General features: G+C 68.6%; 1 protein-coding gene. It reads right to left on the bottom strand.

The genetic code is table 11. From position 1 onward, the window contains the following. A partial coding sequence (locus SB717_RS35460; RefSeq protein WP_410907616.1) for a hypothetical protein occupies positions 1–226 on the bottom strand: 226 nt, incomplete at its 3' end. Positions 227–277: the final 51 nt, after the last annotated feature.

The following is a 277-nucleotide window of genomic DNA, read 5'->3' as shown; positions in this document are numbered from 1 at the left end:
CCGGCCCGACGAAGTATTCCGCCGCGATGCCTGCGAGAGCCTCCTCGTTTGCGAGGGTGCGCGCGATGACGACGTTCTCGAGCCATTCGCCGACCGTTGCGGGAACCGCATCGTGCTGGCCCGCATGCGTCTGCGTGCCGCCTGGAGCCCTGAGTTTCGAGGCCGTGATGCCTTCGCGCGGCGGCAGGATCGGTCCGGCGGCCCTCCGCGCGATCTCGATGCTCATTCGAGCAGTATCGCGCGTCGACCTGCGTGACCGCCCTCGATCAGCTGCGAC

Origin of the sequence: Priestia sp. SIMBA_032, assembly GCF_046535215.1 — a bacterium.
In the GTDB taxonomy this organism is placed as follows: domain Bacteria; phylum Bacillota; class Bacilli; order Bacillales; family Bacillaceae_H; genus Priestia; species Priestia aryabhattai.
This window is presented reverse-complemented; position numbering and strand designations above follow the sequence as displayed.